Here is a 1,536-nt window from a genome sequence, read left to right as displayed (position 1 = left end):
GTTTAAATTAGCCTTGATTGGAACGATCGTAAGGCCGATTCTATCGCCCTGGCTCGGTACCCAGAAGATAAAATGGAACTTTACCAAGTTCCTGGTCGGCCGCAAGGGCGATATTATCGACCGTTATGCACCCACCACCAAACCGGAAGATATCGAAGAAGATATCTGCAAGGCATTAAGAGAGCGCTGAGGGGGCCGACAAACCAAGAGTCTCAACCACCAGAAACGCTTACACTGTGGATATTAACAAAGCACTCTCCATGCTGGCTGATCGTAATGGTTCAGAACTGTTTTTGACAGTCGGCTATCCCCCCTGTTTGAAGATAAATGATCAATTGGTACCCATAGCCAAGGCCTCCCTTACCAGTGAGCAGGCCCACCATATTTTTGCAAACATGATGGGCGAAGAGCGGTTTAAAGAATTCTGTGAGGTTCGTGAAAGTAACTACGCTGTCCAGAATCCGGATTCAGGTCGTTTTCGTGTCAGTGCATTCTTCCAACGGGGTGAACCCGGAATGGTGATCAGGCGCATTCACCATCATATTCCGTCTCCCCAAGAGCTTGGTCTACCGGATATTTTTTGCGACCTGATTCTTCAGGAGAGAGGTTTAATACTGATTACCGGGCCAGCAGGTGCCGGTAAGACGACCGCTATGGCATCACTGGTGAACTATCGCAACACCAGGGGTAAAGGGCACATCATCACCATTGAAGACCCTATAGAATTTATTCACAGCCATAGTCAGTGTATTGTCACCCAGCGAGAAGTGGGGCTGGATACCCAATCTTATCAAGAAGGGCTGTCGAACGCTCTGCGCCAGGCACCCGATCTGGTGGTTATTGGCGAGATCCGCACCCCCGAGGTGATGAGGCATACCATAGAGTTTGTGCAAACAGGACACCTTTGTATCGCGACCCTGCATGCCAATACGGCCTACCAGGCGCTGGAACGAATTGTTCATTTTTTCCCGCAAGAGCAACATGAAGAGGTTCTTCTCGATTTATCGCTCAGCTTGCAGGGAGTCATGGGGCAACAGCTACTCAGCTCTGAAGATGGCACGGCAGCCTATCCATCCCATGAAATCCTGTTAAATACCCCAGCGCTGGCGGATCTCATTAAAAAGGGCAAAGTGGATGAAATCCATGACCTGATGGAACGCTCCAAAGACTCGGGCATGCAAACCAGTGATCAGTCCATATTCAAACTGTTTGAAGCGGGAAAAATCACTGCCCAGCAAGCTATCCAGCATGCTGAGTCCTCCAATAACATGCGTCTGTTAATAAAGATGTATGGTCATCAGGGAGGGAAAGAGGATCCTCTGTCACACTTAACCATTTCCACGGATTAAGTTAATGCTGTTATCCACTCCCTCACGAATGATTTTCTCAGTACCTTTGACCTTCTGCAGGGGACTAAAGATCAATGGCACTGACCTTAAGAGTAAAAGCCTTGCCATACGTAGGCTTTAAGGCTCCCAACGATTGGAACCACAAAGCACACAAAGAGCACTAAGAAAAGCTTTTCTTTTCCTTTGT

1 protein-coding gene and 1 pseudogene are annotated in these 1,536 nt (G+C 48.2%); both read left to right on the top strand.

Annotation, left to right across the window (positions count from 1 at the left end; all coding sequences use genetic code 11):
* Positions 1-190 (top strand): annotated as a pseudogene (locus tag KDK14_RS20535) (hypothetical protein); the annotation flags it as partial.
* Between the two features lie 46 nt (positions 191-236).
* Complete coding sequence (locus KDK14_RS20530) at positions 237-1,349, top strand: PilT/PilU family type 4a pilus ATPase (RefSeq protein WP_257267098.1); 1,113 nt, start codon at positions 237-239, stop codon at positions 1,347-1,349.
* Positions 1,350-1,536: the final 187 nt, after the last annotated feature.

The sequence above is a fragment of the Endozoicomonas sp. ONNA2 genome (genome assembly GCF_024606365.1).
GTDB lineage: Bacteria > Pseudomonadota > Gammaproteobacteria > Pseudomonadales > Endozoicomonadaceae > Endozoicomonas.
The sequence above is the reverse complement of the archived record's forward strand: the minus strand, read 5'-3'. Positions and strand labels throughout refer to the sequence as shown.